The 23575-nt window shown below is 72.3% G+C and carries 19 protein-coding genes and 1 pseudogene; 13 read left to right on the top strand and 7 right to left on the bottom strand.

The window, feature by feature from the left end:
• Positions 1-4 precede the first annotated feature (4 nt).
• On the top strand, positions 5-328 hold the full coding sequence (locus GXW83_RS25915; protein ID WP_182445485.1) for a hypothetical protein: 324 nt from the start codon (positions 5-7) through the stop codon (positions 326-328).
• A gap of 45 nt (positions 329-373) precedes the next feature.
• Here GXW83_RS25915 and GXW83_RS25910 read toward each other — a convergent pair whose 3' ends face one another.
• Both GXW83_RS25910 and GXW83_RS25905 read right to left on the bottom strand, forming a co-directional pair.
• Entirely contained in the window at positions 374-1027 is a 654-nt protein-coding gene (locus GXW83_RS25910) for an MBL fold metallo-hydrolase (protein WP_182445484.1), read from the bottom strand.
• 5 nt (positions 1028-1032) lie between these two features.
• The gene (locus GXW83_RS25905; protein WP_182445483.1) at positions 1033-1692 is read right to left on the bottom strand and encodes a maleylpyruvate isomerase N-terminal domain-containing protein; all 660 of its coding nucleotides are present in this window, start codon (positions 1690-1692) and stop codon (positions 1033-1035) included.
• 379 nt (positions 1693-2071) lie between these two features.
• Between GXW83_RS25905 and uvrA the strand changes: the two genes are divergently transcribed.
• The 12 genes and pseudogenes from uvrA (at position 2072) to GXW83_RS25845 (ending at position 16435) form a co-directional block, all read left to right on the top strand.
• Positions 2072-5140: an excinuclease ABC subunit UvrA gene (uvrA, locus tag GXW83_RS25900; protein WP_182445482.1), complete on the top strand. Its 3069-nt coding sequence runs from the start codon at positions 2072-2074 to the stop codon at positions 5138-5140.
• A 147-nt stretch (positions 5141-5287) separates the two neighbouring features.
• Positions 5288-5797, top strand: coding sequence for a Rieske (2Fe-2S) protein (locus tag GXW83_RS25895; protein WP_182445481.1), 510 nt, complete (start codon positions 5288-5290; stop codon positions 5795-5797).
• A gap of 43 nt (positions 5798-5840) precedes the next feature.
• Positions 5841-6923 (top strand): nitronate monooxygenase, encoded by a 1083-nt coding sequence (locus GXW83_RS25890; protein WP_182445480.1) that lies wholly within the window; start codon positions 5841-5843, stop codon positions 6921-6923.
• Between the two features lie 152 nt (positions 6924-7075).
• Positions 7076-9085 (top strand): excinuclease ABC subunit UvrC, encoded by a 2010-nt coding sequence (uvrC, locus tag GXW83_RS25885; RefSeq protein WP_182445479.1) that lies wholly within the window; start codon positions 7076-7078, stop codon positions 9083-9085.
• A gap of 104 nt (positions 9086-9189) precedes the next feature.
• Positions 9190-10020 (top strand): RNase adapter RapZ, encoded by an 831-nt coding sequence (rapZ, locus tag GXW83_RS25880; RefSeq protein WP_182447564.1) that lies wholly within the window; start codon positions 9190-9192, stop codon positions 10018-10020.
• Positions 10021-10064: 44 nt separating this feature from the next.
• On the top strand, positions 10065-11069 hold the full coding sequence (gene yvcK, locus GXW83_RS25875) for a uridine diphosphate-N-acetylglucosamine-binding protein YvcK (protein WP_182447563.1): 1005 nt from the start codon (positions 10065-10067) through the stop codon (positions 11067-11069).
• A pseudogene (whiA, locus tag GXW83_RS25870) lies at positions 11060-12045 on the top strand (DNA-binding protein WhiA). The gene yvcK and the pseudogene whiA overlap by 10 nt, the downstream one beginning before the upstream one ends.
• Positions 12046-12281: 236 nt before the next feature.
• On the top strand, positions 12282-13286 hold the full coding sequence (gap, locus tag GXW83_RS25865; protein WP_182445478.1) for a type I glyceraldehyde-3-phosphate dehydrogenase: 1005 nt from the start codon (positions 12282-12284) through the stop codon (positions 13284-13286).
• 111 nt (positions 13287-13397) lie between these two features.
• The gene (pgk, locus tag GXW83_RS34470; protein ID WP_182445477.1) at positions 13398-14603 is read left to right on the top strand and encodes a phosphoglycerate kinase; all 1206 of its coding nucleotides are present in this window, start codon (positions 13398-13400) and stop codon (positions 14601-14603) included.
• 3 nt (positions 14604-14606) lie between these two features.
• Positions 14607-15410, top strand: coding sequence for a triose-phosphate isomerase (gene tpiA / locus GXW83_RS34465; RefSeq protein ID WP_182445476.1), 804 nt, complete (start codon positions 14607-14609; stop codon positions 15408-15410).
• A 142-nt stretch (positions 15411-15552) separates the two neighbouring features.
• Complete coding sequence (secG, locus tag GXW83_RS25850) at positions 15553-15792, top strand: preprotein translocase subunit SecG (RefSeq protein WP_182447562.1); 240 nt, start codon at positions 15553-15555, stop codon at positions 15790-15792.
• A gap of 355 nt (positions 15793-16147) precedes the next feature.
• The gene (locus tag GXW83_RS25845; RefSeq protein ID WP_255431329.1) at positions 16148-16435 is read left to right on the top strand and encodes an RNA polymerase-binding protein RbpA; all 288 of its coding nucleotides are present in this window, start codon (positions 16148-16150) and stop codon (positions 16433-16435) included.
• Positions 16436-16511: 76 nt separating this feature from the next.
• Here GXW83_RS25845 and pgl read toward each other — a convergent pair whose 3' ends face one another.
• The 5 genes from pgl to tkt are packed head-to-tail and all read right to left on the bottom strand — an operon-like array spanning position 16512 to position 23223.
• Positions 16512-17294: a 6-phosphogluconolactonase gene (gene pgl, locus GXW83_RS25840; protein ID WP_182445474.1), complete on the bottom strand. Its 783-nt coding sequence runs from the start codon at positions 17292-17294 to the stop codon at positions 16512-16514.
• Positions 17291-18421, bottom strand: coding sequence for a glucose-6-phosphate dehydrogenase assembly protein OpcA (opcA, locus tag GXW83_RS25835; RefSeq protein WP_182445473.1), 1131 nt, complete (start codon positions 18419-18421; stop codon positions 17291-17293). Before opcA ends, pgl begins: the two co-directional genes overlap by 4 nt.
• Positions 18418-19965, bottom strand: a complete 1548-nt coding sequence (gene zwf, locus GXW83_RS25830; protein WP_182447561.1) for a glucose-6-phosphate dehydrogenase — start codon at positions 19963-19965, stop codon at positions 18418-18420. Before zwf ends, opcA begins: the two co-directional genes overlap by 4 nt.
• Before the next feature lie 20 nt (positions 19966-19985).
• Positions 19986-21116, bottom strand: a complete 1131-nt coding sequence (gene tal, locus GXW83_RS25825; protein WP_182445472.1) for a transaldolase — start codon at positions 21114-21116, stop codon at positions 19986-19988.
• Positions 21117-21147: 31 nt separating this feature from the next.
• Complete coding sequence (gene tkt, locus GXW83_RS25820) at positions 21148-23223, bottom strand: transketolase (protein WP_182445471.1); 2076 nt, start codon at positions 23221-23223, stop codon at positions 21148-21150.
• Between the last annotated feature and the right edge of the window lie 352 nt (positions 23224-23575).

The raw sequence follows: 23575 nt of genomic DNA, 5'->3' as shown, positions 1-23575 counted from the left end.
CTGCATGACTGAGGTACTGATCGAAGAGAACTTCGTGCACATCGACGGCACCGACATGAATGTGATCCTCGACCTCCTCGACCGGCTGGGCCTGGAGGCGGAGCCCACCGCGCCGCGCCACATCAGCGAGCGTCGCCATTGGAGCCTCTCCCTGCACTGGCTGACGGAGGGCCAGCTCCCGGACCGGGTCGCCGCGGTGCTGCCCGGGGTGCTGGTGGAGGTCAGGCGGCACTTCGCCGACACCGGGAAGGTGCCGCCGGACCGGATCGCCCTCTACGGCCTCGACGGCTCACCGCTGGGCACCGTCGAGCCGGAGGTGGCCGCCTAGCCGGGCCGTCTGGCCGGGCCGTCTGGCGGGGTCGCGGCCGCGGGGCTACCAGCCCCGGGCGCGCCACTCGCCGAGGTGCGGGCGCTCCGCGCCCAGGGTGGTGTCGGCGCCGTGGCCCGGGTACACCCAGGTCTCGTCCGCCAGCGGCTCGAAGACCTTGGCCTCGATGTCGCCCAGCAGACTGGCGAAGGCGGCCGGGTCGCCCCAGGTGTTGCCCACGCCGCCGGGGAACAGGCAGTCCCCGGCGAAGACGTGCGCGTGGCCCTGCGGGTCGTCGTAGACCAGCACGATCGCGCCCGGCGTGTGCCCGACGATGTGCCGGACGGTCAGCGCGCACTCGCCCACGCGCAGCGTGTCACCGTCGTCCAGCAGCAGGTCGGTGCCGACCTCGATGCCCTCGGCGTCGATCCGGCCGGCCGCGGTGCGCGCGCCGGTGGCGGCCACCACCTCGGCCAGCGCCCCCCAGTGGTCCTGGTGCCGGTGCGTGGTGACGACCGTGGCCAGGCTGTGGCCGACGGTCTCCAGCAGCACCGGCGCGTCGGCCGCGGCGTCGATGAGTAGCTGCTCGTCGGTGGCGCGGCAGCGCAGCAGGTAGGCGTTGTTGTCCATGGGCCCTACGGCGACCTTGGTGATCACCAGGTGCGCCAGCTCGCGCACGTCGGGAGTCCCGCCGACCTTCACCGCTCCGTGGTACGACATGCCGCTCAGCTTAGCGGGGGGAGCGTCGGCAGGGCGGACACCGGGACGCCCAGGCCCGCACCGTCCGAGCGGCCGGACAGCCAGGCCAGCCGGGCGTGGCCGGGGGCGGCGGCGATCGCGTCCCGCAGCGCCCCGGTGAGCGCGCCGGCGCGCAGGTGGCGGTCGGTGAGCGGCTCCAGCTCGTGGTCGACGAAGTCGGCCGGCCACTGCCCCGGGGTGTAGTCCAGGCCCAGGTCGACGTGGTGGTACTCGACCTCGTTGTAGCGCTTGCGCGGCACCCCCGAGGCGGGGAAGGCGCCCAGGCGGTGCGGGACCTCGACGGCCCAGGCCGCCTCCGGCATCGCCGCCGCCGCGGCGGCGAACCGCTGCCCGGCCGCGCGCAGGTCGGCCAGCTGCTCGTCCAGCGGGCGCCCGGCCCCGGCCTCGATGTCGCGGTCCCGGGCCTCGGCGGAGGGGTACATCGGGACGGGCGTGCCGGTCCGGGCCCCGGTGAGCAGATTGACCAGGGCGTCCGCGTTGCGGGCCAGGTGGGTCAGCACATGGCCCCTGGTCCAGCCGGGCAGCGCGGACGGCTCGAAGACCTGCTCGGGTCGCATCCGCCCGACGGTGCGCAGCAGCCGTTCCTCGGCGGCGGCGACGGTGGCGGGCGGTACGGGGTCGGTCATCAGCGGTCTCCCGTCGGCTGGGGCGTCTGCATGAAGCTGGCTGCACGGGGGCGTCTGCATGGGGACGGGTTCCGGGGGCACGTGTCCCCCGGGCTGTCCCGATCGTTCACCGGGTGCGGCAGGGATCACGCTACCGTCGCGGTGAACGCTCGCCCGCGTCACTCGTTCGGGTGAGGCTTCTCGATTGCCCTGAAAATCGAACACGTGCTCCCATAGTCTCAGTACCGCAGCACCCGCGGCGGCCGGATGCCTACCATGGTGGGCATCACCCGGTCCTGCGCGCGCCTGCGCCGCCCCCGCATCATCCCCATGTACGTCGGGCGGCCCCGGATCGCCCCATCCAGGACCGCCCGACACCCGCTCCGGAAGGTCCAGAAGCGTGGCAGACCGCCTCATCGTCCGCGGTGCTCGCGAGCACAACCTCAAGAACGTCTCGCTCGACCTGCCCCGCGACTCGCTCATCGTCTTCACCGGGTTGTCCGGATCGGGTAAGTCCTCGCTTGCCTTCGACACGATCTTCGCCGAGGGCCAGCGCCGCTACGTCGAGTCGCTCTCCTCGTACGCCCGGCAGTTCCTCGGGCAGATGGACAAGCCCGACGTCGACTTCATCGAGGGCCTCTCCCCGGCCGTCTCCATCGACCAGAAGTCGACCTCGCGCAACCCGCGCTCCACCGTCGGGACCATCACCGAGGTCTACGACTACCTGCGGCTGCTCTTCGCCCGCGTCGGCCACCCGCACTGCCCCGAGTGCGGCCGCCCGATCGCCCGGCAGTCGCCGCAGCAGATCGTGGACAAGGTCCTGGAGCTGCCCGAGGGCACCCGGTTCCAGCTGCTCAGCCCGCTGGTCCGGGCCCGCAAGGGCGAGTTCGTGGACCTCTTCGCCGACCTGCAGACCAAGGGCTACTCCCGGGCCCGGGTCGACGGCGCCACCGTCCAGCTGACCGAGCCGCCGGTGCTCAAGAAGCAGGAGAAGCACACCATCGAGGTGGTGGTCGACCGGCTCACGGTCAAGGCCTCCGCCCAGCGCCGGCTCACCGACTCGGTCGAGACCGCCCTGAAGCTCTCCGGCGGCACCGTCGTGCTGGACTTCGTGGACCTGCCGCAGGACGACCCCGAGCGTGAGCGGATGTACTCCGAGCACCTCTACTGCACCTTCGACGACATCTCCTACGAGGAGCTGGAGCCGCGCTCCTTCTCCTTCAACTCGCCCTTCGGCGCCTGCCCGGAGTGCACCGGCATCGGCACCCGGATGGAGGTCGACCCTGAGCTGATCATCCCGGACGAGGAGAAGACCCTCGAAGAGGGCGCCATCCACGCCTGGTCGCTCGGCCACACCAAGGAGTACCACCTGCGGCTGATGAAGGCGCTCGGCAAGGAGCTGGGATTCCGCACCGACATCCCCTGGGCGGGGCTGCCGCAGCGGGCCAAGAAGGCGCTGCTGTACGGGCACAAGACCCAGGTCGAGGTGCGCTTCACCAACCGCTTCGGGCGGGAGCGCTCGTACGTCACCGGCTTCGAGGGCGTGGTGCCCTTCGTCCAGCGCCGGCACGCGGACTCCGAGACCGACAGCAGCCGCGAGCGCTTCGAGGGCTACATGCGCGAGGTGCCCTGCCCGGCCTGCCGGGGCACCCGGCTCAAGCCGGTGGTGCTGGCCGTCACCATGGCCGGGAAGTCCATCGCCGAGGTCGCCGGGATGTCCATCAGCGACTGCGCCGAGTTCCTGGGCGCCATGCAGCTCTCCGAGCGCGAGCGGACCATCGCCGAGCGGGTGCTGAAGGAGGTCAACGAGCGGCTGCGGTTCCTGGTCGACGTCGGCCTGGACTACCTCTCGCTGAACCGCGCGGCGGGCACCCTCTCCGGCGGCGAGGCCCAGCGCATCCGGCTGGCCACCCAGATCGGCTCCGGCCTGGTCGGCGTGCTGTACGTGCTGGACGAGCCCTCCATCGGCCTGCACCAGCGGGACAACCACCGGCTGATCGAGACCCTGGTCCGGCTGCGCGACCTCGGCAACACCCTGATCGTGGTCGAGCACGACGAGGACACCATCCGCACCGCCGACTGGGTCGTGGACATCGGCCCGGGCGCCGGTGAGCACGGCGGGCACGTCGTCCACTCCGGCTCCCGCGAGGGGCTGCTGGCCAACAAGGAGTCGCTGACCGGCGCCTACCTCTCCGGCCGCCGCTCCATCCCGACGCCCGAGGTGCGCCGCCCGATCGACCCCAAGCGGCAGATCACCGTCCACGGCGCGCGCGAGCACAACCTCAAGGACGTGGACGTCAGCTTCCCGCTGGGGATGTTCACCGCGATCACCGGCGTCTCCGGCTCCGGCAAGTCCACCCTGGTCAACGACATCCTCTACACCCACCTGGCGCGGGAGCTGAACGGCGCGCGCAGCGTGCCCGGGCGGCACACCCGGGTCACCGGCACCGAGCTGGTCGACAAGGTGGTGCACGTCGACCAGTCGCCGATCGGCCGCACCCCGCGCTCCAACCCGGCCACCTACACCGGCGTCTTCGACCACGTCCGCCGGCTGTTCGCGGAGACCACCGAGGCCAAGGTCCGGGGCTACCTGCCGGGCCGGTTCTCCTTCAACGTCAAGGGCGGGCGCTGCGAGAACTGCGCCGGCGACGGCACCATCAAGATCGAGATGAACTTCCTGCCGGACGTCTACGTCCCCTGCGAGGTGTGCCACGGCGCGCGCTACAACCGGGAGACCCTGGACGTCCACTTCAAGGGCAAGTCCATCGCCGAGGTGCTGGACATGCCGATCGAGGAGGGCCTGGAGTTCTTCGAGGCCGTCCCGCCGATCGCCCGCCACCTGCGGACGCTGACCGACGTCGGGCTGGGCTACGTCCGGCTCGGCCAGTCCGCGCCGACCCTGTCCGGCGGCGAGGCGCAGCGCGTCAAGCTCGCCTCCGAACTGCAGAAGCGCTCCACCGGCCGCACCGTCTACGTCCTGGACGAGCCCACCACCGGGCTGCACTTCGAGGACATCAGCAAGCTGATCAAGGTGCTCACCGGGCTGGTGGAGAAGGGCAACACGGTCATCGTCATCGAGCACAACCTCGACGTGATCAAGACCGCCGACTGGGTCATCGACATGGGCCCCGAGGGCGGCAACGGCGGCGGCATGGTCGTCGCCGAGGGCACGCCGGAGCAGATCGCGGCGGTGGGGGAGAGCCACACCGGCAAGTTCCTCCGGGACATCCTCGGCGACCGCGTCTTCGACGGCCCCGAGCCGGTCGCGGCCACGGGCCGGCGCAAGGCCGCCGCCAAGAAGCCGGCCGCCACCAAGGCCGCGACCAAGGCCGCAGCCACCAAGGCGGCGACCAAGGCGACCGCGACCAAGGCCGCCGCCAAGCCCGCTGCCACCAAGGCCGCCGCCAAGCCGACGGCCAAGAAGGCAACGGCCAAGAAGACCGCCGCGGGCCGCAAGGCGACCGGCTGAGGCGGCCCCGGACCGGGCGCCCCTACCGGGCGCTCATACCGGACGCATATATCGGGCGCATAAGGTGCACCCGGGGCCGCAACCGGCTCCGGGTGCCGGGCGTTGTGCCGGGTGCACCCCAGCCGACCGCACGGAGCAGACAGAGCCATGGCGCAGCCCAGCACGCCCCTGACCGACCCCGCCCCCGTGACCGACCCCGCCGCCCCCGACGGCCAGGCCGCCGCCCCGGCCGACTGCGGCGCCTGCTGCTCCGGCGCCACCCGCCGCGGCCTGCTGCGCGGCGCGGCGGCGGTCGGCGTGGCCGGGGCGGCCGGTCTGGCCCTGGCCGCCTGCTCCAGCGGCTCCTCCGGCTCCACCGCGAGCGGCCCGACCACCCTCGGTCCGAGCACGGACGTCCCGGTGGGCGGCGGCAAGCTGTACCGCTCCGACAAGGTCGTGGTGACCCAGCCCACCGCCGGGGTGTTCAAGGCGTTCAGCGCCATCTGCACCCATGCCGGCTGCACGGTGGACGGGGTGACCCACGGCGTCATCCAGTGCCCGTGCCACGGCAGCCAGTTCGACATCAGCACCGGCGACGTGGTGACCGGCCCGGCCACCGCCCCGCTGCCCGGCAGGACCCTGGCCGTCACCGGCGGAAAGATCGTCGTCACGCTCTGAAGCACCCAGCCCGGGCGGGTGGGCGCTGTGGCACGATGCCGTCATGGACTCCGCCGTGGCCTCACTCAGTCGCTACCCGGTCTGGCAGGCCCCCATGGCCGGGGGCGGCTCCTGCCCCGCGCTGGCCGCGGCCGTGTCCGAGGCCGGCGGCCTCGGCTTCCTGGCCGCCGGGTACAAGACGGCCGAGGCCGTGCGGCTGGAGATCGAGGCGCTGCGCGGGCTCACCGGCCGGAGCTTCGGCGTCAACCTGTTCCTGCCCCAGCCCGCCCCCGCCGACCCGGCGGCGGTCCACCGCTACGCCCGTGAACTGGCCGGGGAGTCCGCCGCCTACGCGACCCCGCTGGGCGATCCGGAGCACGGCGCGGACGACGACTACCGGGCCAAGGTGGCGCTGCTGACCGCCGATCCGGTGCCGGTCGTCTCGTTCACCTTCGGCTGCCCCGAGCCCGAGGTGCTGGCGGCCCTGGCGGGCGCGGGCAGCACCACCGTGGTCACCGTGACCGGGGCCGAGGAGGCCCGGGCGGCGCACCGGGCCGGGGCGGACGCCCTGTGCGTCCAGGGCATCGAGGCGGGCGGCCACCAGGGCACCCACCGCGACGACCCGCTCCGCGACGGCTCCGGCCTGGGGCTGCTGTCCCTGCTGGCCGCGGTCGGCGAGGCCGTCCCGCTGCCCGTGGTCGCGGCCGGCGGGCTGATGCGCGGCGCGCAGATCGCCGCCGTGCTGGCGGCCGGGGCCTGCGCCGCGCAGCTGGGCACGGCGTTCCTGGCGTGCCCGGAGTCCGGGGCCCACCCGCTGCACAAGCAGGCCCTGACCGACCCGGGCTTCCCCGGGACGGTGCTCACCCGGGCCTTCTCCGGCCGCCCGGCGCGCGGCCTGGCCAACCGCTTCATCGCCGAGCACGGCGCGCACGCCCCGGCGGCCTACCCGCAGGTGCACCACCTCACCTCAGGCCTGCGCCGGGCCGCCGCCCGGGCCGGGGATCCGCAGGGCATGGCGCTGTGGGCGGGCCAGGGCCACCGGCTGGCCCGGCCGCTGCCCGCCGCCGAGCTGGTCCGGCTGCTGGCGGCGGAGCTGGACGCCGCGGGCGGGCGGCTCGGGGGCGACGCCGGGGCCGCGCGCCGCTGACGGCCGCCGCCGCGGGGGCCGGGGCCACGGGTCGGCCGCGAGCCCGACGCCCTGTCGTAGCCGGGCGCTAGTGTTTCAGTAACTCGGCACCTCCGTCTCCAGGGGAGTACTCGCATGTCACGAACTCGTGTGCGCCGGGCGGGGGTGTCCTGATGGCCGACCCGTCCACCTACCGCCCCGCGCCCGGGCAGATCCCGGCCTCGCCGGGCGTCTACAAGTTCCGTGACGCCGACTCCCGGGTGATCTACGTCGGCAAGGCCAAGAGCCTGCGGCCCAGGCTCAGCAGCTACTTCCAGGACCTGGCCAACCTGCACCCCCGGACCAGGCAGATGGTCACCACGGCCGCCTCCGTCGAGTGGACGGTGGTCGGCACCGAGGTCGAGGCGCTGCAGCTGGAGTACAGCTGGATCAAGGAATTCGACCCGCGCTTCAACGTCAAGTACCGCGACGACAAGAGCTACCCGTCGCTGGCGGTCACGCTGAACGAGGAGTTCCCGCGGGTCCAGGTGATGCGCGGGCCGAAGAAGCGCGGGGTGCGCTACTTCGGCCCGTACGGCCACGCCTGGGCGATCCGCGAGACCGTCGACCTGATGCTCCGGGTGTTCCCGGTGCGGACCTGCTCCACCGGGGTGTTCAAACGGGCGGAGCAGGTGGGCCGGCCCTGCCTGCTGGGCTACATCGGCAAGTGCTCGGCGCCCTGCGTCGGCCGGATCTCGCCCGAGGAGCACCGCGAACTCGCCGAGGAGTTCTGCGACTTCATGGCCGGGCGGACCGGCGCCTACCTGCGCCGGCTGGAGCAGGAGATGAAGGCCGCCGCCGCCGAGATGGAGTACGAACGCGCCGGGCGGCTGCGGGACGACATGGAGGCGCTGCGCCGCGCCATGGAGAAGAACGCCGTCGTCCTGGCCGACGGCACCGATGCCGACCTGCTGGCCGTCGCCGAGGACGAGTTGGAGGCGGCCGTGCAGATCTTCCACGTGCGCGGCGGCCGGGTGCGCGGCCAGCGCGGCTGGGTCACCGACAAGGTCGAGAACGTCGACACCGCCGGGCTGGTCGAGCACGCCCTGCTGCAGTTGTACGGCGAGGAGAGCGGCGAGGCGGTGCCGCGCGAGGTGCTGGTCCCGGCGCTGCCCGAGCCGGTCGAGCCGATCGCCGAGTGGCTGGCCGGCCGCCGGGGCAGCCGGGTGGACCTGCGCATCCCGCAGCGCGGCGACAAGCGCGAGCTGATGGTGACCGTGGGCCGCAACGCCGCCCAGGCGCTGGCGCTGCACAAGACCAAGCGGGCCTCGGACCTGACCACCCGCAGCGTCGCGCTCCAGGAGATCGCCGACGCGCTGGGCCTGGACACCGCGCCGCTGCGGATCGAGTGCTACGACATCTCGCACCTCCAGGGGCAGGACGTGGTGGCCTCCATGGTGGTGTTCGAGGACGGCCTGGCCCGCAAGAGCGAGTACCGCCGCTTCGCCATCAAGGGCTTCGAGGGCCAGGACGACGTCCGGTCCATGCACGAGGTGATCACCCGCCGGTTCCGGCACACCGAGCAGCCCGCCGAGCGGGACGAGGAGACCGGCCGCCCGCGCCGCTTCGCCTACCCCCCGCAGCTGATCGTGGTCGACGGCGGCGAGCCGCAGGTGGCGGCCGCGCAGCGGGCGCTGATGGAGCTGGGCGTCACCGACGTCGCCCTGTGCGGCCTGGCCAAGCGGCTGGAGGAGGTCTGGCTGCCGGGGGAGGACGATCCGGTGGTGCTGCCCCGCAGCAGCGAGGGCCTGTACCTGCTGCAACGGGTCCGCGACGAGGCGCACCGCTTCGCCATCGCCTACCAGCGGCAGAAGCGCGCCAAGCGGCTCACCACGGGCGGCCTGGACGACGTCCCCGGCCTCGGCGAGAGCCGCCGGCAGGCGCTGCTGAAGCACTTCGGCTCGCTGAAGCGGCTGAAGGCGGCGACGGTCGAGGAGATCTGCGAGGTCCCCGGCGTCGGCAGGCGCACGGCGGAGGCTGTTGCCGCAGCGTTGGCCTCCAGGACACCCGCCGCTCCCTCGGTCAACACGGCCACCGGGGAGATCATCGGGGGTGATGTCACTCATGCGGGTGACACAGGGAAGCCGCAGGCACCCGCGAGCGTTGTCTGTACTGATGCGACCGAAAGCGGGGATGAGAAGTGAGCGTGTCCGGTAGTGCCCCCAGCGGCCCCGCCCCCGGCGGCGGCCCGTCCGGCTGTACCCCCGAGGCATCGGGGACGGTGCCCGAGCTGGTGATCATCTCCGGCATGTCCGGCGCCGGCCGCAGCACGGCCGCCAAGTGCCTGGAGGACCTCGGCTGGTTCGTCGTGGACAACCTGCCGCCGTCGCTGATACCGACCATGGTCGACCTCGGTGCGCGCTCGCAGGGCGCGGTGGCCCGGATAGGGGCCGTGGTGGACGTCCGCGGCCGCAGTTTCTTCGACGACCTGCTGGCCTCGCTGGAGGATCTGGAACGGCGCGGCGTCCGGCTCCGGGTGGTCTTCCTGGAGGCCTCGGACGACGCCCTGGTCCGCCGTTTCGAGAGCGTCCGCCGCCCGCACCCGTTGCAGGGCGACGCCCGCATCGTGGACGGCATCGCCCAGGAGCGCACCCTGCTGCGGGACCTGCGCGGCGAGGCCGACCTGGTGATCGACACCTCCAGCCTGAACGTCCATGAGCTGCGCGCCAAGATGGACGCCCAGTTCTCCGACGACCAGGAGCCGCAACTGCGGGCCACGGTCATGTCCTTCGGCTTCAAGTACGGGCTGCCGGTCGACGCCGACCTGGTCGTCGACTGCCGGTTCCTGCCCAACCCGCACTGGGTGCCCGAGCTGCGCTCCCGCACCGGCACCGACGAGGAGGTCGCCCGCTACGTCTTCGACCAGCCCGGGGCCAAGGAGTTCCTGGACCAGTACGCCGATCTGCTGCGCATCGTCACCGAGGGCTACCGCCGGGAGGGCAAGCGCTATATGACACTTGCCGTAGGCTGCACCGGAGGCAAGCACCGCAGTGTCGCCATGTCGGAGCGTCTGGCCAAGCGCCTGATCGCCGACGGACTGGAGACTGTCCTGGTGCACCGCGACATGGGCCGCGAGTAGCCGCACGGCAGATCAGCAGAGGGGCACGGGTGGCGTCACACATCATGGGTGGGCGGCAGACCCGCCGCCGTCGCGGGGCCCCGAGGATCACGGCACTGGGCGGCGGCCAGGGACTGTCCGCCTCCCTGTCGGCGCTGCGCCGGCTCACCGGCGGGCTGACGGCCGTGGTCACCGTGGCCGACGACGGCGGCTCCAGCGGTCGGCTGCGCGCCGAGTTGGGCGTGCTGCCCCCGGGCGACCTGCGCAAGGCGCTGGCCGCGCTGTGCGGGGACGACGAGTGGGGCCGGACCTGGTCCGAGGTGATCCAGCACCGGTTCCAGAGCGACGGCGACCTGCACGGCCACGCGGTGGGCAATCTGCTGATCGTGGCCCTGTGGGAGAAGTTGGGCGATCCGGTCGAGGCGCTGGAGTACGTCGGCCGGCTGCTCGGCGCGCACGGCCGGGTGCTGCCGATGTCGGCGGTGCCGCTGGACATCGAGGCCAGCGTGCGCGGCCTGGACCCGGCCCACCCGGACCGGCTGGACACCGTCCGCGGGCAGGCCGAAGTCGCGGTCACCCCGGGCGAGGTGGAGGCGGTGCGGCTGCTGCCGCAGGACCCTCCGGCGGCGCCGGAGGCGGTCGCCGCGGTGCTGGACGCGGACTGGGTGGTGCTCGGCCCGGGCTCCTGGTTCACCAGCGTGCTGCCGCACCTGATGGTGCCGCAGCTGCGCACCGCGCTGGTCGAGACCCGGGGCCGAAAGGTCCTGGCGCTCAACCTGGTTGCCCAGCCCGGCGAGACCGAGGGCTTCTCGCCGCAGCGGCACCTGGAGGTGTTCCAGGAGCACGCGCCGGAGCTGGGCGTGGACTTCGTTCTGGCCGACAAGGCCGCGGTGGCCGATCCGGAGGCGCTGCGCAGCGCGGCCAAGCGTCTCGGGGCCGAACTCGTGCTCGACGACGTCTCGGTGCCCGACGCCGCCGGGCAGCCCTCCGGGCGACACGACCCGGAGCTTCTGGCCGCCGCGTACGACCGGATCTTCAGAACGCATGGAAGGATCGCGCCATGGCGATGACGGCAGCGGTGAAGGACGAAATCAGCCGGCTCCCCGTCACCCGGGCATGCTGCCGCAAGGCGGAGGTGTCGGCGATCCTGCGGTTCGCGGGCGGTCTGCACATTGTGAGCGGACGCATCGTGATCGAGGCGGAGCTGGACACCGGAGTCGCGGCACGGCGACTGCGCAAGGATCTGCTGGAGATCTTCGGACACTCCTCGGAGCTGGTGGTGATGGCCCCCGGCGGTCTGCGGCGCGGCAGCCGGTACGTGGTGCGGGTGGTGAAGGACGGCGAACTGCTGGCCCGGCAGACGGGTCTGGTGGACGGGCGCGGGCGCCCCATCCGGGGTCTCCCCCGGCGGTGGTGTCCGGGGCGACCTGCGACGCCGAGGCGGCGTGGCGCGGGGCGTTCCTGGCGCACGGCTCGCTCACCGAGCCCGGCAGGTCCTCCTCGCTGGAGGTCACCTGCCCCGGTTCGGAGGCGGCGCTGGCCCTGGTCGGCGCGGCCCGGCGGCTGGGCATCCCGGCCAAGGCCCGCGAGGTGCGCGGGGTGGACCGGGTGGTGATCCGGGACGGCGACGCGATCGGCGCGCTGCTGACCCGGCTGGGCGCGCACGAGTCGGTGCTGGCCTGGGAGGAGCGGCGGATGCGCCGCGAGGTCCGGGCGACGGCCAACCGGCTGGCCAACTTCGACGACGCCAACCTGCGCCGCTCGGCGCGGGCGGCGGTCGCGGCCGGGGCCCGGGTGCAGCGGGCGCTGGAGATCCTCGGCGAGGAGGTCCCCGAGCACCTGGCGGCGGCGGGCCGGCTGCGGATGGAGCACAAGCAGGCGTCGCTGGAGGAGCTGGGCTCGCTGGCGGATCCGCCGCTGACCAAGGACGCGGTCGCGGGCCGGATCCGGCGGCTGCTGGCGATGGCCGACAAGCGGGCGTCCGAGCTGGGGCTGCCCAGCACCGAGCACAACCTGTCGGAGGCCGAGGAGATGGTCGCCGGCTGACGGGCGCCGCCCCGGGGCCGGCCGGCTCCGCAACGGCCCTGCCGGGCAACGGCGTCGGTCCGGCAGGGGTCGTGACCGGCCCCGCGCGGGCCGGGCGCGGGGCCGTCGGCACGCGGTTCCGGGGCAAGCCTGATGTGCTCTACGCCACGCTCGCGGGGTAGGGTTTCAAGCGGTCGGGGACATCCCATTCCAGCTCGTCGGCCCATCCGCCGGCGTATCAGCGAGGAGATCGGTTCGTGACGATCCGGGTAGGCATCAACGGGTTCGGCCGCATCGGCCGCAACTTCTTCCGTGCGGTTCAGGCCCAGGGCGCGGACATCGAAATCGTCGGTGTCAACGACCTGACCGACACCAAGACCCTGGCGCACCTGCTCAAGTACGACTCGACCCTGGGAACCCTGCAGGCCGAGGTCTCCCACACCGCCGACACCATCACCGTCGACGGCAAGACGTTCAAGGTCACCGCCGAGCGCAACCCGGCCAACCTCGGCTGGTCCGAGCTGGGCGCGGACATCGTGATCGAGTCCACCGGCTTCTTCACCAAGGCCGAGGCCGCCAAGCAGCACATCACGGCCGGCGCGAAGAAGGTCCTGATCTCGGCTCCGGCCTCGGACGAGGACATCACCATCGTCATCGGCGTCAACGACGACAAGCTCGATGTCAGCAAGCACAGCGTCATCTCCAACGCCTCCTGCACCACCAACTGTGTGGCGCCGATGGCGAAGGTCCTGCACGAGTCCTTCGGGATCGTCAAGGGCATGATGACCACCGTCCACGCGTACACCAACGACCAGGTCACCCTGGACTTCCCGCACAAGGACCTGCGCCGCGCCCGCGCCGCCGCCCTGAGCATCATCCCGACCTCCACCGGTGCCGCCAAGGCCACCGCGCTGGTGCTGCCGGAGCTCAAGGGCAAACTGGACGGCACCTCGCTGCGCGTCCCGGTCCCGACCGGCTCGATCACCGACCTGGTGGTGGACCTGGAGCGCGAGGTCACCAAGGACGAGGTCAACGCGGCCTTCCAGAAGGCGTCCCAGGGCGCCCTCAAGGGCATCCTCTACTACAACGAGGACGAGATCGTCTCCCGCGACATCGTCAACTCGCCGTACTCCTGCATCTTCGACGCCCCGCTGACCATGGTCCAGGGCAACCAGGTGAAGATCTTCGGCTGGTACGACAACGAGTGGGGCTACTCCAACCGCCTGGTCAACCTGACTACCCTCGTGGGTGGCCAGCTCTGACGAGCACAGCACAGGTGAGCTGAGGGCAGGGTCCGGACGGGCGTCCGGGCCCTGCCTGCGTGCCTGCGACCCCACTCCGCCGTCCCTTCCTCCCACAGGAGCTTCCAGACCGTGCAGACCATCGACGACCTCGACGTCGCCGGCAAGCGGGTATTCGTCCGCGCCGACCTCAATGTGCCGCTGTCCGGCACCACCATCACCGACGACGGCCGGATCCGCGCCGTCGCCCCGACCCTCGCCAAGCTGGTCGCCGCGGGCGCCCGGGTGATCGTCGCCTCGCACCTGGGCCGCCCCAAGGGCAAGCCCGACCCGCAGTTCAGCCTGGCCCCGGTGGCCGTCCGGCTCGGTGAGATCCTCGGCCAGGAGGTGGTCTTCGCCGCCGACACCGTGGGCGACAGCGCCCGCGGCGCCGTGGACGCCCTCGCCGACGGCCAGGTCGTGCTGCTGGAGAACCTCCGCTTCAACCCGGGCGAGACCAGCAAGGACGACGCCGAGCGCGGCGCCTTCGCGGACAGCCTGGCCTCCCTCGCCGACCTGTACGTCGGCGACGGCTTCGGCGCGGTCCACCGCAAGCACGCCTCGGTGTACGACCTCCCGGCCCGGCTGCCGCACGCGGTGGGCCTGCTGATCGCGGCCGAGGTGGCCGTGCTCAAGCGCCTCACCGAGGAGGTCGAGCGCCCGTACGTGGTGGTGCTGGGCGGCTCCAAGGTCTCCGACAAGCTGGGTGTGATCGACAACCTGCTCGGCAAGGCCGACCGCATCCTCATCGGCGGCGGCATGGCCTTCACCTTCCTCGCCGCCAAGGGCTACGAGGTCGGCAGCAGCCTGCTGCAGGCCGACCAGATCCCGACCGTGCTGGAGTACCTGGAGCGTGCCGAGAAGAACGGCGTGGAGTTCGTCCTGCCGGTCGACGCCGCCGTCTCCGGCAGCTTCCCCGACCTGAAGGCGCAGGCCCCGGTCGAGGACTTCGAGGTCGTCCCCGCCGACGCCATGCCGGCCGGCAAGGGCGGCCTGGACATCGGCCCGGCCTCCTGCGAGCTGTTCGCGGCCAAGCTGGCGGACGCCCGCACCGTCTTCTGGAACGGCCCGATGGGCGTCTTCGAGCACCCGGCCTTCGCCGAGGGCACCCGCGCCGTGGCCCGGGCGCTGTCCGAGGGCGACGCCTTCTCCGTGGTCGGCGGTGGCGACTCGGCCGCCGCCGTGCGCATCCTGGGATTCGACGAGAAGACGTTCGGCCACATCTCGACGGGTGGCGGCGCCAGCCTCGAATACCTGGAGGGCAAGACCCTCCCCGGCCTCGCCGCACTGGAGAACTGAGAGATGAGCACTGTGTCGAACCCGGGCGCGCGTACCCCGCTGATGGCGGGCAACTGGAAGATGAACCTCAACCACCTCGAGGCCATCGCGCACACCCAGAAGCTCCACTTCTCGCTGACCGACAAGGACTACGCGGCCGTCGAGGTCGCCGTCCTGCCGCCGTTCACGGACCTGCGCTCGGTGCAGACCCTGGTCGACGGCGACAAGATGAAGATCAAGTACGGCGCGCAGGACGTCTCGGCGCACGACTCCGGCGCCTACACCGGCGAGATCTCCGGCCCCATGCTGGCCAAGCTCAAGTGCACCTACGTGGCCATCGGCCACTCCGAGCGCCGCCAGTACCACGGGGAGAACGAGGCCGTCGTCAACGCCAAGGTCAAGGCCGCCTTCAAGTGGGGCGTCACGCCGATCCTGTGCGTCGGCGAGGGCCTGGACGTCCGCAAGGCCGGCAACCAGGTCGCCTACACCCTGGCGCAGCTCGACGGCGCGCTGGAGGGTGTCGAGGCGGAGGACGCCGAGACCATCGTCGTCGCCTACGAGCCGGTGTGGGCCATCGGCACCGGCGAGGTGGCCACCCCCGAGGACGCGCAGGAGGTCTGCGGCGCGATCCGGGTCCGGCTGGCCGAGCTGTACAGCCAGGAGCTGGCCGACAAGGTCCGGGTGCTGTACGGCGGTTCGGTGAAGTCCTCGAACGCCGCCGGGATCATGGCCAAGCCCGACGTGGACGGCGCGCTGATCGGCGGGGCCGCGCTGGACGCCGAGGAGTTCGTGAAGATCGTCCGCTACCGGGACCAGGCGGTAGGCTGACGGACCCTTCCCGTCGTAGTCTAGGGCCGGAGCAGTGGCGGGTGCCGCTGCTCCGGCCCTGCCGCGCGGGGCCGGCAGCACCGAGCACCACCCGCACCACCCGCAGCAACGCCAAGCATCCACACAAGAGATTGGTTCCGCCGTGATCCTCGGCTTCTCGATCGCGTTGATCTTCTTCAGCGTGATGATGGTCGTCCTGGTCCTGCTCCACAAGGGCAAGGGCGGCGGCCTGTCGGACATGTTCGGTGGCGGCGTGTCCTCCACCGGCGGCGGCTCCGCCGTGGCCGAGCGCAACCTGGACCGCATCACCATCTTCATGGGCGTCGGCTGGTTCGCCTGCATCGTCATCCTGTCGCTGCTGATGAAGGCCAAGAACGGCTGACGAAGGCCGAGAAGGGCTGACGAAGGCCCGGTGACGGCCGTGCCCGCCCAGCGTGCCCGCTGGGCCGGGCGGTTCGGGCCGTCCCGTCCGGGTGACAACTGACGGGGCGTCGCCCGGCCGCCTATCATGGTGGCTGTTGTCGTCAGTGCCGGTCACGGAGCGTACCCATGCGGTCCGTGGGCCGGTACGTGCCCGTCGGCGGTCCACAGCCTGCGGGGGCGGCCGGAACACCGCGGGGGCCGGGCTTCACAGCGCGGGGAACTCCCAGGTGGCCTACGCATTGCACCATCACGCAGGGAGTCACACTGTGGCAAGTGGCAACGCTATCCGTGGCAGCAGGGTCGGCGCAGGACCCATGGGCGAGGCCGAGCGCGGCGAGTCCGCCCCTCGGCTGCGGATCTCCTTCTGGTGTGCCAACGGGCACGAGACCCGTCCGTCCTTCGCCTCCGACGCGCAGATCCCGGAGACCTGGGACTGCCCCCGCTGCGGATTCCCGGCGGGCCCGGACGAGGAGAACCCCCCGGCGCCGCCGCGCACCGAGCCGTACAAGACGCACCTCGCGTACGTCCGCGAGCGCCGCAGCGACGCCGACGGCGAGGCCATCCTCGCCGAGGCCCTGGCCAAGCTCCGCGGCGAGGTCTAGCCGCAGCCCGCACAGCCGTACGGAACGCCGACGGCCCCGCTCCCCGACGAGGGGTGCGGGGCCGTCGGCGTCGCGGTCAGGCCGAGGCCGGGGGGTAGAGCTGCGGCGGGAGCTTGGCCGCCGCGGCCCTGTCCAGCAGCCACAGCGTGCGCTGCTGACCGCGCGCGCCGGAGGCCGGGGCCTGGATCTCGCCGGGCTCGGACAGTGCCAGGGCGACCGCCTCGGCCTTGTCCTCGCCCGCCGCCAGCAGCCACACCTCGCGGGCCGCCCGGATCGCCGGGAGGGTCAGCGAGATCCGCGTCGGCGGCGGCTTGGGCGCCCCGCGCACACCGACGACGGTGAGCGCGGTCTCGCGGACGCCCGGGAGCTCCGGGAACAGCGAGGCGATGTGGGTGTCCGGGCCGACGCCCAGCAGCAGCACGTCGAAGGACGGCACCCCGGCATGGTCGCCGGGCCCGCACGCCTTCGCCAGCTCGGCGGCGTAACGTTCCGCCGCCGCCTCCGGGTCGTCGCCGTCCGGGCCGTCCGACGCCGGCATCGGGTGCACCCGGGCCGGGTCCAGCCCCACCGCGTCCAGCAGCTCCGCCCGGGCCTGGGTGTCGTTGCGCTCCGGATCGCCCTCGGGCAGGAACCGCTCGTCACCCCACCACAGCTCCAGCCGCGACCAGTCCACCGCGTCCCGGGCCGGGGACGAGGCCAGCGCCGCCAGCAGCCCGTTGCCGTTGCGCCCGCCGGTCAGCACCACTGAGGCGCTGCCCCGCGCGGACTGCGCGTCGACGATCCGGGTGATCAGCCGGGCCGCCGCGGCCTGCGCCATCAGCTCCTTGTCGCGGTGGACGACCAGCTGCGCGGCGGTCATGAGGAGCCCGACTTGCGTCCCTCGGCCTTCGGCGCCGCCTTGGTCCGGGTCGCCGAGGCGACCGGGCCGGTCTGCGGCAGCTTGGGGGCCTTCTCCTCGGCCTTGTCCTCGGACTTGTCCGAGCCCTTCTCCGACGCCTTCTCCGGGGCCTTCTTCCGGCTCCCGGACGCCGGGGCCTCGACCGTCTCCGTACCGTCCGCGCCCTGGTGCAGGTTGTCCACGCCGTACTTGACCGAGGTCGCGTAGATGTCGTCCGGGTCGAGCCGGCGCAGCTCCTCGGCGATCAGCTCGGCCGTGTCGCGGCGCTTCAGCGCCACCATCCGGTCCGGCTGGTCGGGCATGGAGAGCTTGGCCAGCAGGCCGTCGCTGCGGTCCAGCGTGACGTCGCCGCCGGCCGTCCGCAGCCGGACCGCGGTCAGCCCCGGGCCGTCGGTGACCACCCGGTCGACGTCGATCTTCAGCCGGCTGGCGAGCCACAGCGCGAGCAGTTCCGCGCTGGGGTTGTACGACTCGCCCTCGACCACCGCCGACTCGACCTCGGCGTGCCGCTGGTCCAGCGCGGCCGCCAGCATGGAGCGCCAGGGGGTGATCCGGGTCCAGGCCAGGTCGGTGTCGCCGGGGCTGTAGGTGACCGCCCGGGTCGCCAGCTGCGCGACCGGGGACTCCGCCGAGACGGCGTCGGTGATCCGGCGCTGGGCCAGCGCGCCCAGGGGGTCCTTGGCCGGGTTCTCCGGGGCGTTCTCGGGCCACCAGACCACCACCGGGGCGTCCGGCAGCAGCAGCGGCAGGACGACCGACTGGGCCTGCGAGGCCAGCTCGCCGTGCAGCCGCAGCAGCACCGTCTCGCCGGTGCCCGCGTCGGAGCCGACCCGGATCTCGGCGTCCAGCCGCGCCTCGGCGCGGGCCCGGGGCGAGCGCCCCGGGCGGCTGATCACGGCCAGGATGCGCGAGGGGTGCTCGCGCGAGGCCTCCCCGGCCGCCTTCAGGGCGTCGTAGGCGCTGCCCTCGTCGGTGACGATGACCAGGGTCAGGACCATGCCGACGGCCCCGGCGCCGATCGAGCGGCGGGCGTCGATCAGCCCGGAGTTGATCTTGCTGGAGGTGGTGTCCGTTAGATCGATCTTCATGGCCGGCGCCAGCTCCTACCGTCTCGTGCGAGCATCTCGTCCGCCTCGGCCGGGCCCCAGGTGCCGGCTTCGTACGGGGCGGGCTTGCCGTGCTTGGTCCAGTACGCCTCGATCGGGTCGAGGATCCGCCAGGACGCCTCCACCTCCTGGTGCCGCGGGAAGAGGTTGGCGTCGCCCAGCAGCACGTCCAGGATGAGGCGCTCGTACGCCTCCGGGCTGGACTCGGTGAAGGACTCGCCGTAGGCGAAGTCCATGCTGACGTCGCGGACCTCCATCGAGGTGCCGGGCACCTTGGAGCCGAACCGCATGGTCACGCCCTCGTCCGGCTGCACCCGAATGACCAGGGCGTTCTGCCCCAGCTCCTCGGTGGCGCTGGAGTCGAACGGCAGGTACGGCGCGCGCTGGAAGACGACCGCGATCTCGGTCACCCGGCGCCCCAGCCGCTTGCCGGTGCGCAGGTAGAACGGCACGCCCGCCCAGCGGCGGTTGTTGATCTCCAGCTTCACCGCGGCGTAGGTGTCGGTGGTGGACTCGGGGTCGATGCCCTCCTCCTCCAGGTAGCCCGGCACCTCCTCGCCGCCCTGCCAGCCGTGCGTGTACTGGCCGCGCACGGTGTGCCGCCCCAGGTCCCGGGGGATCTTGACGGCGGAGAGCACCTTGAGCTTCTCCGCCACCAGCGCCTTGGGGTGGAACGAGGCCGGCTCCTCGATGGCGGTGAGCGCCATCAGCTGCAGCAGGTGGTTCTGGATGACGTCGCGCGCGGAGCCGATGCCGTCGTAGTACCCGGCCCGGCCGCCGATGCCGATGTCCTCGGCCATGGTGATCTGCACGTGGTCCACGTACGACCGGTTCCAGATCGGCTCGAACATCGAGTTGGCGAAGCGCAGCGCCAGGATGTTCTGGACCGTCTCCTTGCCCAGGTAGTGGTCGATCCGGAAGACCTCGTCGCGCGGGAAGACCGAGTGCACCACCCGGTTCAGCTCGGTCGCGCTCTCCAGGTCGTGCCCGAAGGGCTTCTCGATGACGGCGCGCCGCCACGAGCCCTTGGGCGGGTCGGCCAGGCCGTGCGCCTTGAGCTGCTCCACCACCTGCGGGAAGAACTTGGGCGGGACCGACAGGTAGAAGGCGAAGTTCCCGCCGGTGCCCTGGGCCTTGTCCAGCTCCTCGATGGTCTCGCGGAGCTTCTCGAAGGCGTCGTTGTCCACGAACTCGCCCTGGACGAAGCGCATGCCCTTGGCGAGCTGCTGCCAGACCTCCTCGCGGAAGGGCGTCCGGGCGTGCTCCTTGACCGAGTCGTGGACGACCTTGGCGAAGTCCTCGTCCTCCCAGTCGCGCCGGGCGAAGCCGATCAGCGAGAAGCCCGGCGGCAGCAGCCCCCGGTTGGCCAGGTCGTAGACGGCCGGCATCAGCTTCTTGCGGGACAGGTCGCCGGTCACACCGAAGATGACCAGCCCGGAGGGGCCCGCGATGCGCGGCAGCCGGCGGTCGGCCGGGTCGCGCAGCGGGTTGAGCCAGGCGCTGACCTCGCCCGGCTCCTCCTCCAGCACCGAAGAGGCGTCGTCGCTCACTTGGCTGAGCCCCCCTTCACGGTGAACTTCTGCAGGGAGGCGGAGACCGTGTCGAGCAGCTCCTTCCAGGACGCCTCGAACTTCTCCACGCCCTCGTCCTCCAGCAGCTGGACGACGTCGTCGTAGGAGATGCCGAGAGCGGCCAGGGCGTCCAGCTCGGCCTTGGCTTCCGCGTAGCTGCCCTTGACCGTGTCGCCGCGGACCACGCCGTGGTCGGCGACGGCGTCCAGGGTGGCCTCGGGCATGGTGTTGACGGTGCCGGGGGCGACCAGCTCCACCACGTACATGGTGTCGTCGTACGCCGGGTCCTTGACGCCGGTCGAGGCCCACAGCGGGCGCTGCGGCTTGGCGCCGGCGGCCTGCAGCGCCTTCCACCGGTCCGAGCTGAAGACCGCCTCGTACGCCTCGTACGCCAGCCGGGCGTTGGCCACGGCGGCCTTGCCCTTGGCGGCCCGGGCGGCGTCGCTGTCGATCTTGTCCAGCCGCTTGTCGATCTCGGTGTCCACCCGGGACACGAAGAAGGAGGCGACCGACTCGATCTGGGACAGGTCGTGGCCGGCCGCCTGGGCGCGCTCCAGACCGGTCAGGAAGGCGTCCATCACGCCCCGGTACCGCTCCAGCGAGAAGATCAGCGTGACGTTGACGCTGATGCCCTCGCCGATGACGGTGGCGATGGCGGGCAGCCCGGCCTTGGTCGCCGGGATCTTGATCAGGGTGTTCGGGCGGTCCACCAGCCAGGCCAGCTGGCGGGCCTCGGCGATGGTCGCCTCGGTGTGGTGCGCCAGCCGCGGGTCCACCTCGATGGAGACCCGGCCGTCGCGGCCGTTGCTGGCGTCGTAGACCGGGCGCAGCACGTCGGCGGCCTCGCGGACGTCGGCGGCGGTCATCATCCGCACCGCCTCGTCCACGGTGACGCCGCGCACGGCGAGGTCGCGCAGCTGCTGGTCATAGGCGTCACTGCTGCCGCCGATGGCCTTCTGGAAGATGGTCGGGTTGGTGGTGACCCCGACGACGTGCTTCTCACGGACCAGGTCGGCAAGATTGCCGCTGGTCAGGCGCGTGCGGCTGAGGTCGTCCAGCCAGATCGCCACGCCTTCGTCGCTGAGGCGCTTCAGAGCGTCAGTCATGGTGGTGCTTCTCCTCTGGAATGTGTGCGGTTCAGCGGTTGGCGTCGGCGAGGGACTCGTGGGCGGCGGCGACCACGGCCTCGGCGGTGATGCCGAACTCCCGGTAGAGGGTCTGGTAGTCGGCGGAGGCGCCGAAGTGCTCCAGGCTGACGGTGCGTCCGGCGTCGCCGACGTAGCGGTACCAGGTCAGCGCGATCCCGGCCTCGACCGAGACCCGGGCGCGGACCGCGGGCGGCAGCACCGTGTCGCGGTAGGCGCGGTCCTGCTCCTCGAACCACTCGACGCAGGGCATGGACACCACCCGGGTTGGGATGCCCGCGGCCTGCAGCGTCTCGCGGGCCTCGACGGCCAGCTGCACCTCGGAGCCGGTGCCGATGAGGATGACCTGCGCGGCGCCGCCCTCGGCCTCGGCCAGCACGTAACCGCCCTTGGCGGCGAGCGGGTTGGCCTCGTAGGTGGGGACGTTCTGCCGGGTCAGCGCCAGGCCGTGCGGGGCGGGCTTGCTCGCGTGCCGGCGCAGCACCTCGGCCCAGATGATCGCGGTCTCGTTGGCGTCGGCGGGGCGGACCATGTTCAGCCCCGGGATGGCGCGCAGCGCGGCCATGTGCTCGACCGGCTGGTGGGTGGGGCCGTCCTCGCCCAGGCCGATGGAGTCGTGCGTCCAGACGTAGGTGACCGGCAGCTTCATCAGCGCCGCCAGCCGCACCGCGCCGCGCATGTAGTCGGAGAAGGTCAGGAAGGTGCCGCCGTAGACGCGGGTGTTGCCGTGCAGCACGATGCCGTTCATGACCGCGCCCATGGCGTGCTCGCGGATGCCGAAGTGGATCGTCCGGCCGTACGGGTCGGCGCCCGGCAGCGGGTTTCCGGTCGGCAGGAACGAGGAGTTCGCGTCGATGGTCGTCAGGTTGGAGCCGGCCAGGTCGGCCGAGCCGCCCCACAGCTCCGGGACGATCGGGCCGAGCGCCTTGAGCACCTCGCCGGACGCCTTGCGGGTGGCGACGTCCTTGCCCGCCGCGAACACCGGCAGCGCCTTCTCCCAGCCGTCGGGCAGCTCGCCCGAGGCGATGCGGTCGAACTCGGCCGCGCGGGCCGGGTTGGCCGTCCGCCAGTCCTGGTAGCGCTTGGTCCACGCGGCGTGCGCCTCGCGCCCGCGGTCGCCCACCGCGCGGGCGTGCGCCAGCACCTCGTCGGCGACCTGGAAGGACTTCTCCGGGTCGAAGCCCAGCACCCGCTTGGTCGCGGCCACCTCGTCCTTGCCCAGCGCGGAGCCGTGCGACTCCTCGGTGCCCTGGGCGTTCGGCGCGGGCCAGGCGATGATGGTGCGGGCGGCGATGATCGAGGGACGCTCGGTCTCGGCCTTGGCGGCGGCCAGCGCGGCGTGCAGCTGCTCCAGGTCGAAGTCGCCGCTCGGCGCCTGCGAGATGCGCTGCACGTGCCAGCCGTACGCCTCGTAGCGCTTCAGCACGTCCTCGGAGAAGGCGGTCTCGGTGTCGCCCTCGATCGAGATGTGGTTGTCGTCGTAGAGGAAGACCAGGTTGCCCAGCTTCTGGTGGCCGGCCAGCGAGGACGCCTCACCGGAGACGCCCTCCTCCAGGTCGCCGTCGGAGCAGATGCCCCAGATGGTGTGGTCGAACGGGGAGGTGCCGGGGGCGGCGTCCGGGTCGAACAGGCCGCGCTCGTAGCGGGCCGCCATCGCCATGCCGACCGCGTTGCCGACGCCCTGGCCGAGCGGTCCGGTGGTGGTCTCGACGCCGGCGGTGTGGCCGTGCTCGGGGTGACCGGGAGTCAGCGAGCCCCAGGTGCGGAAGGACTCCAGATCCGCCAGGGTCAGACCGTAACCCGACAGGTACAGCTGGATGTAGAGGGTGAGGCTGGTGTGGCCGGGCGACAGGACGAAACGGTCGCGGCCGGTCCACGCGGGGTCCGCCGGGTCGTGCTGGAGGAAGCGCTGGAACAACAGGTACGCGGCCGGGGCCAGCGACATGGCCGTGCCCGGGTGGCCGTTCCCGACCTTCTGCACGGCGTCCGCCGCCAGAACGCGAACCGTGTCCACCGCCCGCTGGTCGAGATCGGTCCACTCAAAGGTAGTGCTCGGCGTCGTACTCACCCTGAATCAGGGCTCCTTCCGTTTCGTCATTCGACCCGGTGGCCGGGGACCGTCGACGGTGGCGGACCTGGTCACAGAGCGTTGACCCGCTTGACGGGATCGAGCCTACCGCTCATGCGTACGCTCATCCCCGCGACCGCCCAACCAGCGGACATCCGAGCACCTGCCCGAGGCGTAAGGACCCACACGCACGGTGCCAGCCTGATGGATCGCCGAGCGGTCCGCCCGCTGAACGGGGCAACACGGTTACCTGAACCAGGACCCGGCGCAGGAGCGGACATATGCAACGTCTAAGGTGGCGTGGTACGCGCAGGACCGCCCCGGGAACGCCAGGACCGGTGCCTGCGGATCT

The sequence above is a fragment of the Streptacidiphilus sp. PB12-B1b genome (genome assembly GCF_014084125.1).
Taxonomy (GTDB): Bacteria; Actinomycetota; Actinomycetes; order Streptomycetales; family Streptomycetaceae; genus Streptacidiphilus.
Note: the sequence above shows the minus strand (reverse complement) of the source record. Positions and strands in the feature narration are given on the sequence as shown.

Bases quoted from the DNA above. Each gene is read 5' to 3' on its own strand.
- GXW83_RS25915 (WP_182445485.1), top strand. From the start codon at position 5: ATGACTGAGGTACTGATCGAAGAGAACTTCGTGCACATCGACGGCACC.
- GXW83_RS25910 (WP_182445484.1), bottom strand. From the start codon at position 1,027: ATGTCGTACCACGGAGCGGTGAAGGTCGGCGGGACTCCCGACGTGCGC.
- GXW83_RS25905 (WP_182445483.1), bottom strand. From the start codon at position 1,692: ATGACCGACCCCGTACCGCCCGCCACCGTCGCCGCCGCCGAGGAACGG.
- GXW83_RS25895 (WP_182445481.1), top strand. From the start codon at position 5,288: ATGGCGCAGCCCAGCACGCCCCTGACCGACCCCGCCCCCGTGACCGAC.
- GXW83_RS25890 (WP_182445480.1), top strand. From the start codon at position 5,841: ATGGACTCCGCCGTGGCCTCACTCAGTCGCTACCCGGTCTGGCAGGCC.
- uvrC (WP_182445479.1), top strand. From the start codon at position 7,076: ATGGCCGACCCGTCCACCTACCGCCCCGCGCCCGGGCAGATCCCGGCC.
- rapZ (WP_182447564.1), top strand. From the start codon at position 9,190: ATGTCCGGCGCCGGCCGCAGCACGGCCGCCAAGTGCCTGGAGGACCTC.
- yvcK (WP_182447563.1), top strand. From the start codon at position 10,065: ATGGGTGGGCGGCAGACCCGCCGCCGTCGCGGGGCCCCGAGGATCACG.
- tpiA (WP_182445476.1), top strand. From the start codon at position 14,607: ATGAGCACTGTGTCGAACCCGGGCGCGCGTACCCCGCTGATGGCGGGC.
- GXW83_RS25845 (WP_255431329.1), top strand. From the start codon at position 16,148: ATGGGCGAGGCCGAGCGCGGCGAGTCCGCCCCTCGGCTGCGGATCTCC.
- pgl (WP_182445474.1), bottom strand. From the start codon at position 17,294: ATGACCGCCGCGCAGCTGGTCGTCCACCGCGACAAGGAGCTGATGGCG.
- opcA (WP_182445473.1), bottom strand. From the start codon at position 18,421: ATGAAGATCGATCTAACGGACACCACCTCCAGCAAGATCAACTCCGGG.
- tal (WP_182445472.1), bottom strand. From the start codon at position 21,116: ATGACTGACGCTCTGAAGCGCCTCAGCGACGAAGGCGTGGCGATCTGG.